The 8,476-nt window shown below is 47.6% G+C and carries 2 protein-coding genes; both read left to right on the top strand.

From position 1 onward, the window contains the following. The first annotated feature begins 9 nt into the window (after positions 1-9). Positions 10-4,467, top strand: coding sequence for a tetratricopeptide repeat protein (locus QUA57_RS07325; RefSeq protein WP_333061724.1), 4,458 nt, complete (start codon positions 10-12; stop codon positions 4,465-4,467). 344 nt (positions 4,468-4,811) lie between these two features. After that, positions 4,812-8,476, top strand: a 3,665-nt coding sequence (locus QUA57_RS07330) for a choice-of-anchor Y domain-containing protein (RefSeq protein ID WP_333251016.1), incomplete at its 3' end; no start/stop codon positions are given.

Genomic DNA, 8,476 nt, shown 5'->3' on the forward strand with positions numbered 1-8,476 from the left:
TACCATTGAATGAAAATCGGATTTCTCGATACCTACACTTGGGATTACAATATTGAAACTCCTTACTGCAAACCTTTGGGGGGCACTCAGTCGGCTATTTGTTACCTAGCCGAGGCGTTGGCTGCACAGGGAAACGAGGTATTTTTGCTCAACAATACTTCCCAGTCGGGGATGTCGCGCGGCGTTGATTGCAGGCGCAGGGTGGGGGACAAATCTAATTTAGAATTGCTGCGATCGCTCGATTTTTTAGTTATAGTCAATATAGTCGGCAAAGCGCAGGAAGTTAAGCCGCTTTTGGGGCATCGAACTAAGTTAATTTTGTGGATTCATAACGAACCGGGCTTTGTATTCCTCCAAGATTTCAATAATCAGGGAGAAATCAATGCTTGCGATGCCTTTGTATTTGTCAGCGAGTGGCAACGCCAGCAATTTCATCGGCGCTTTGGGATTGACTCTAATCGCAGTTGTGTTTTAAGAAATGCGATCGCACCTTGTTTTGCTAACCTTTTCGCCGATAATATTTCTATCCTCTCTCATAAATCTCGACCGCCCGTTCTAGCTTACACCAGCACTCCATTTCGCGGACTCGATATTTTGTTAAAAGTCTTTCCCGAAATTCGTCAAGCTGTCCCCGGAACCCGATTAAAAGTATTTTCAAGCATGAAAGTACACCAAATAGACGACAATGATAACAAGCTTTTTTTCGGTCAACTTTACCGCCAGTGCCAGGAAACAGAAGGCGTCGAGTACGTCGGTTCCGTACCGCAACCCGAACTCGTCCGGCAACTGCGTTCAGTCGCGGTTTTAGCTTACCCAAATACCTATTTGGAAACCTCATCTATTGCCGTGATGGAGGCGATGGCTAGCGGTTGCCGCATTGTGACGAGTGAATTGGCAGCTTTGCCGGAAACAACGGCTGGATTTGCCCGTCTAGTTTCCATGTCAGGGGTGAAAAATTTTGCATCGATAACTAATTGGAATCGGGCGGGCAACGCAGATTGGGAGGGATATACAAGGCGGTTTTTAGAGGCGATAGTCGGAGTTTTAAATGAGGGCACGGGTGCGGGCGGCGCAACTGCTGAAAATCATTTAAGACAGCAGGTAGAATATATAAATCGAGGGTGTACTTGGTCGGTGCGATCCCGAGACTGGGTAGAATGGTTGAATATTATTAGTGTAAAACCTGTACGAGTGGCAGAGCAAATGATCGGGAATTCTTTAGTAGGTTTAGAGGCCGTGAGAGATTATTTTCAAAAGGGAAATTGGCGGAAAGATCAGGGTGATCTCGGTGGCGCCATCGAGAATTATCAGAAAGCTTTAGAGTTCAATCCCGAAGATGCGGAAGTTCATAAAAAGTTGGCGGAAGTTTATGTTTTGCAAGGAGAATTTGAAAAGGCGATCGCCTCTTGTAATGTCGCTCTTACATTTCAACCCAATTTTGCTCCTGCTTACTTAACAATAGGCAATGCTTTGCATAGTCAAGGCAAGCTGGAAATGGCAATTGAAGCTTACTTGCAAGCTTTAGAAATTCAGCCAGAATTTGCTGAAGCCAGCGCGAATCTCGGCAGTATGTATTACAAGTTAGGGCAATTGGAACAGGCGGCCAATTATTACCAGAAAGCTCTGGCAATTAATCCTCAATTGTGTTCGGTCAATATGATGCTGGGCAGCGTTTTGCAGCAGCAAGGAAAGTTAGATGCAGCAATTACTTGCTATCAAAAAGTGCTGCAATTGCAACCGGGAGATGCCAGCGCTGCTGAGAAACTATCGAGTTTGCTCGCACAAAAACAGCGGGAAACTACCGACAGCAACTTTATCGAATTAGAAACAGAATCAGGCGAACAGCAACCAGTATCTGTCAACAAAGATGAAGGCTACGGCTTGCAGCCTTCGAGCATCAATTTGCCGCCAGCGCCAACCACGGAGACTTTAAATACTCCGTTTACAAACCCCGCCGAACTTTCCGATCAAGTTACCTCGCTCAATGTTCCAGATAGCGGACAAGTTGCCAATTTTCAAGAAGTAGAACCGTACAATAAACTCGCCGAAAACTTTTTAGTTCAAGGTAAAATTAAAGAGGCGATCGCAGCTTGTCAGCAAGCGCTAAAAATTCGACCGGATTTCATCTACGCTTACGTCACTTTAGGCAATGCCTTGCAAGCAGGAGGCAAAACTGAAGCTGCAATTCGATCGTATTCTCAAGCCCTAGAATTGCAGCCCAATTTTGCGGAAGTGCGCGCCAATATCGGCAGTATGTATTTCAAAATGGGGCGTTTGGAAGAAGCGATCGCCCATTACCAGCAAGCCATCGCCCTGAGTCCCGATTTAGCGGGAGCTCACTGGAATTTAGGGAAAGTATATCACCAACACGGCAACATCGAAGCAGCGATCGCCTGTTTTAAAAGAACATCCGAACTCAACCCGCAGCTAGTCGGTGCAGACTTCCACTTTAACTTAGGTAATCGACTTTTCAGCCAAGGAAAGCGCGACGAAGCCATCGAAAGCTACGAAAAAGCGATCGCCATTAAGCCGGATTGGGCAGAAGCTTACGGTAACATCGGCAGCGCGCGATCGCAACAAGGCAATCTCGACGCCGCCATAGCTTACTATCAGAAAGCTGTAGCTTTAAAGCCGCATTTAGAAGTTTTGCACTTCAATATAGCCAATTCTTTTTTACAGCAAAACAAGTACGAAGAAGCGATTACTAATTATCAAAACACTCTGAAAATTAAGCCCGACTGGCCGGAAGTTCACGCTAACCTCGGCAGTTGTTTTTCCATGCAGGGGCGGCTGGAAGAAGCTTTAGCCAGCTATCAGCAAGCTTTGGCCTTAAAACCGAATTGGGCAGAGGTTTACTGCCGGATGGGACACATTCAGAAACAAGATAAGCCGTTGGAGGCGATCGCCAATTTTGAAAAGGCGATCGAATGCAACTCCAAATATAGCGAAGCCTACCAACAACTGTGCGACTTGCTAAGCCATTCTACCAACCTCGCCGGAGCCCGCAGCGTTGCCGACAAATACTGCGAAAACTGCGGCGAAAATGCCCCAGTCATGTCAGCTACAGCCTACGTCTTTTCCTACCTGCAATCAGGTGTCAGCAAACAGGCAATTCAGAAACTAGAAGAAATCGAAAACCTCTGCTACGAAAAGGTCGAAACCTTTAGCGTAATCGAACTAAAACTGCTCTACGAAATCTTCCTGTTTGCAGTTTCTCACCTGCGAGACAACCGCGAAAAGAATGCCAGTTTCTACAGACTTATTGCCAAAGAATACTACCAAAAAGCCGTCCCTAAGCGCCAGGACATTAACAGAATCAACCTAGCAAATTACCAAGCAAAAGAACAGCGTCCTTTAAAAATCGGTTTCCTTTCCAAACACTTCCGCCGCCACTCAGTAGGCTGGTGCAGCGAAGCTTTAATTCGCGAATTAAGCCACATCACCCCCCACGTTCACCTTTACGTCACCGGGAAACTCCACCGAGATGAAGTTACGCAGCGGTTTGAAGACATGGCGGGCAAGTTTTACTGGCCTAAAAAATATCCAAACGGCTTTGCTGACGGCGGTGAAATCTTCGCCGAAGTAGTGCAAGACAACTTGGATGTTTTGATAGACTTAGACTCAATGACAGTGCCAACAAATGTCGAAGTGCTGTATCAATATCCTGCGGGAATTTGCGTTTCTTGGCTGGGATTCGACGCACCCTACATTTCAGATAATCACTACTTTCTGTGCGACGAACACACTCACCCCCCTGGTGTGGAAAAAAATTACTTAGAACAGTTAGTAAGATTGCCTGCTTGTTCGGTAGCAATTGGCGCACTGCAAAGCATTCCTGTGAATCGAGAGGCGATTAGAAACGCTCTCGGAATTGGCTTAGATCAAATGACTTATCTGTGCGTTGCGCCAGGTAGAAAAACCAATCCAGAAATGGTACGAGCTCAAGTTACAATTCTTAAGGAAGTACCAGATAGTGTGTTAATCCGCAAAGGTCAAGGCGACCCCGACGTTATTCACAGCACTTACCGCCAAGAATGCGAAATTCAGGGAGTAGATTTTGCTCGGATTAAGTTTATAGGTCAAACCCGAAGTGAGGAAGAACACCGGGCTATTTATTATGTAGCCGACGTGCTTTTAGATTCGTATCCTTACAACGGCGGGACTCATAATTTAGAGGCTTTGTGGGCGAATTTGCCAGTGGTAACTCGCTCCGGCGACCAATATCTTTCGCGCATGGGTTACGCTTTTCTGAAAAGTGCAAATCTTGATGTTGGTGCAGCGTGGACTTGGGAGGAATATACGCAGTGGGGAGTTAAGTTTGGCCGCGATGCTGGTTTCAGAAATGCGGTGAAAGAGCATTTAGTAAAATCTAAGCAGCCAGAACATCTCGCACCTTTGTGGAATCCTAAAAAATTGGCTGAGGATATGTATGAGGTGTTTCAAAAACTTTTGTCAGTTGACGGTTGACTGTTGACTGTTGACGGTTGTCAGTTGTCATTAGTCATTAGAAGGAAAAATTTCCGCATCTCTCACTCTTCCCCTCTTTCTGTGAAGTCTTGTAACAATCTTCGTGGAAATGCGTAAAAATTCCGCGCCGAATCTGATAGATAAATAGCTGATTCATAGTACCGCGATCGCACTAACTTTATGCCAGTTAGGGCGATCGCTTTTTTGTGGTGCAGGAATTATTTAAAACTTAAAGATTGCGTAAGTTTTTTGACAGCAGGTACAAAAACGGTGACACTCATTAGTAAATTTGCTAGGCTTTGACATTATCAAACTCAGCAAAATCATCTACCTTTAGATATATCATGCCCAATATTACCCTCTACGACGCGATTACCAACCTTCCCGCCGGAACGCCCCCCGGCATAGGCACGCCCAGCGGCACCGCCCTTGCTTACGGACAAATAGCCCCGCCCGGTACACCACTTCCCACGCCCCCTTTTCTTCCCGGTTCTACGGCTTCTCTGGCTGCGGGTGCGTTTACGCCAAACACAACGGGCATCAATACTCGTACCATCTACACTCCTAATAGCAATGCTGGCTATGCGGGTTACAACAATTACGATCCACAATCGCTACTTACTCCTACGCCGGTGATACTGCCGCCTTTCACCGCCGCCGCATTAGACCGCACCGCTGGTTATACGATATCTTTTAATGCAGCAATTCCCACAGAAACTAGCAACCCCAACCGCGCGGGTTTTAGCGTCACAGCTATTAGCAGCGACGGCTTAAACGGTTTAGAATTGGGTTTTAAAAACAATAAAATTTTTGGTCAGTCAGATACTTTTGTCGAAGCTGAAACGGCTACACTTCCGGCGGGATTCGATCTAACTTCAAATAACAATTATGTCTTAAAAGTACAAGGCAGCAATTATGAACTTTTTGTTAATAATTACCCAACTGCAATCCTCACAGGACCGCTGCGTCCAATCAAGTTTGACCCCGCTGCAAGTTCTCCTCCTTTACCTTTCAATCCTTACAGATTGCCGAGTTTCCTATTTTTTGGGGACAATACTGACCAGGGAAGCGCTACATTTCGTTTGGGCAGGATAGCTGTTAATGACTTGCCTGTTGCTACTCCCGACAATGCGATCGCAACCGTCGGCACTCCTAATATTAAAATTAACGTGCTGACAAACGATACAGGCGGCACAAAGGCACTGACAGTGCAGAGTGTTACCCAACCAACAGGCGGCACTGTTACTGTTGACGACTGGATTTATGCAGCAGGAGATTTCACAAATATCGGGGGGCAGCCACGCAATTATATTGCCCGGTTGTACGGCAGCGACGGCACGGCAGATCCTACTTTTAACCCCAATGCGGGTAGTCAAGTCAGGGCGATCGCGATCGATGCTAATAACAACCCAGTAGTAGGTGGCTTTTTCACCAATATCGGCGGGCAACCTCGCAACAATATTGCCCGATTGAACAGCAGCGACGGCACAGCAGATCCTACTTTTAATCCCAATGCGGATAATTTTGTCGGGGCGATCGCGATCGATGCTAACAACAACCCACTTGTAGGGGGCGGTTTCGCTAATATCGGCGGGCAGCCGCGCAACAATATTGCCCGGTTGAACAGCAGCGACGGCACGGCAGATCCTACTTTTAATCCCAATGCGAATAATTTTGTCGGGGCGATCGTGATCGATACTAATAACAACCCAGTTGTAGGGGGCCAATTCACCAATCTCGGCGGGCAGCCACGCAATTATATTGCCCGGTTGAACAGCAGCAACGGCACAGCAGATCCTATTTTCAACCCTAATGCGAATAATCTTGTCTATCCGATCGCGATCGATGCTAACAACAACCCAGTAGTAGGGGGCTTGTTCATCACTATCGGTGGGCAACCTCGCAACAGAATTGTCCGGTTGAACAGCAGCGACGGCACGGCAGATCCTACTTTTAATTCCAATGCCAGTAGTTGGGTCGGGGCGATCGCGATCGATACTAATAACAACCCAGTAGTAGGGGGTGCTTTCACGAATATCGGCGGGCAACCTCGCAACAATATTGCCCGGTTGAATAGCAGCAATGGCACGGCAGATGCTACTTTTAACCCCAACGCGGACAATGTAGTTTATGCGATCGCGATCGATGCTAATAACAACCCAGTAGTAGGTGGCTTTTTCACCAATATCGGCGGGCAACCTCGCAACAATATTGCCCGGTTGAACAGCAGCGACGGCACGGCAGATCCTACTTTTAACCCCAATGCGGATAATAATGTCTTGGCGATCGCGATCGACCCCAAACGCAGCATTGTGTACACTCCCAACCCCACTTTCAACGGCCTCGACACCTTCTCCTACACAACTACCGACGGTTACAGTACCTCAACAGCACAAGTCAGCGTCCTAGTCAACAATTCCCCAGTTTTAGACAACTCGGGCACGTCTAATTTAACAGCAATTAATGTCAACGAAACCAACAACAGCGGTACATTAATTTCTGCTATTATCGGCAGCAGCATCACCGACCCCAACGATGCCATTTTACTGCGTCCGAAAGGCATCGCCATCACAACTTTAGATACTACAAACGGCAGTTGGCAGTATACGACCGACGGCACAAATTGGAACAATATTACTACTGTTCCTACCGCTGCAACTGCCCTGTTGTTATCAGCAGACGCGACAACCCGCCTCCGTTTTGTTCCCAACCCTAACTACACCGGAACAGTTACTAACGGCATTACTTTCAATGCTTGGGATAGAATCACCGGCACTAACGGCGGCACGGCAGATGTGACAGGGGATTTAGAAACTAATGGCGTTTCTAGTCCTTTTAGTACAGCCAGCGAAACAGCCAGCATTACAGTTAGTCCATTACCTGTTATTACTAATATCACATCCGATCAGGCAGATGGAACCTACGCGATCGGTGCAACAATTCCCATTACCCTCACGTTCAGTCAACCAGTTACTGTTACAGGTACGCCGCAGCTTACTTTAGCCACAGGCGGTACAGGTACTGTCATTAATTATGCCAGTGGCAGCGGCAGCAATACTCTGACATTTAATTACACAGTAACAGCCGGCAATAGCAGTCTCGACTTAGACTATACCTCGACAACTGCTTTATCTCTCAACGGCGGTACTATTAAGAATGCTACCAATGCTGATGCTGTCTTGACTTTGCCGAATCCGGGTGCAGCTAATTCCTTGGGTCAAAATAAGGCAATAGTAATTGATGGGATCGCCCCAACTGTCAATCCGACGACTATTGCTGATATTACGGTGGCGGGGGGAACCACTCAAGCTTTTACTGTTACTTTTAACGATAATAGTGCGATCGATGTTACAACTCTAGACAGTTCTGACTTTTTAATCAATTGGTCGGGCGGTGGTATTCCTGTTAACTTTGTCAGTGTTGATACTAATACTAATGGCTTGGGGCGGACAGCTAGTTATTCATTTACTCCGCCTGGGGGAAGTTGGGATATTGCAGATAATAATCCAACTTACAGTATTAATCTGCAAGGTAATCAAGTTAAAGATACTGCTGGGAATCCTGTAGCTGCTACGAGTTTAGGAACTTTCAGCGTTAATATTACCGCGCCAACTCCAACTCCGACGCCCACTCCGATTCCGACTCCGATTCCGACTCCAACTCCGACTCCAACGCCCACTCCCACGGAAACCCCGACGCCCACTCCCACGGGAACCCCGACTCCGACTCCGACTCCGACTCCAACGGAAACTCCGACGCCGACTCCAACGGAAACTCCGACGCCGACTCCAACGGAAACACCGACTCCGACTCCAACGGAAACCCCGACTCCGACTCCAACGGGAACCCCGACTCCGACTCCAACGGGAACCCCGACTCCGACTCCAACGGGAACACCAACGCCGACTCCGACGGAAACGCCGACTCCGACGGAAACGCCGACTCCGACTCCGACGGAAACGCCGACTCCGACTCCGACGGAAACGCCGACTCCGACTCCGACGGAAAC

The sequence above is a fragment of the Microcoleus sp. Pol7_B2 genome (assembly GCF_036701035.1).
In the GTDB taxonomy this organism is placed as follows: Bacteria; Cyanobacteriota; Cyanobacteriia; order Cyanobacteriales; family Microcoleaceae; genus Microcoleus.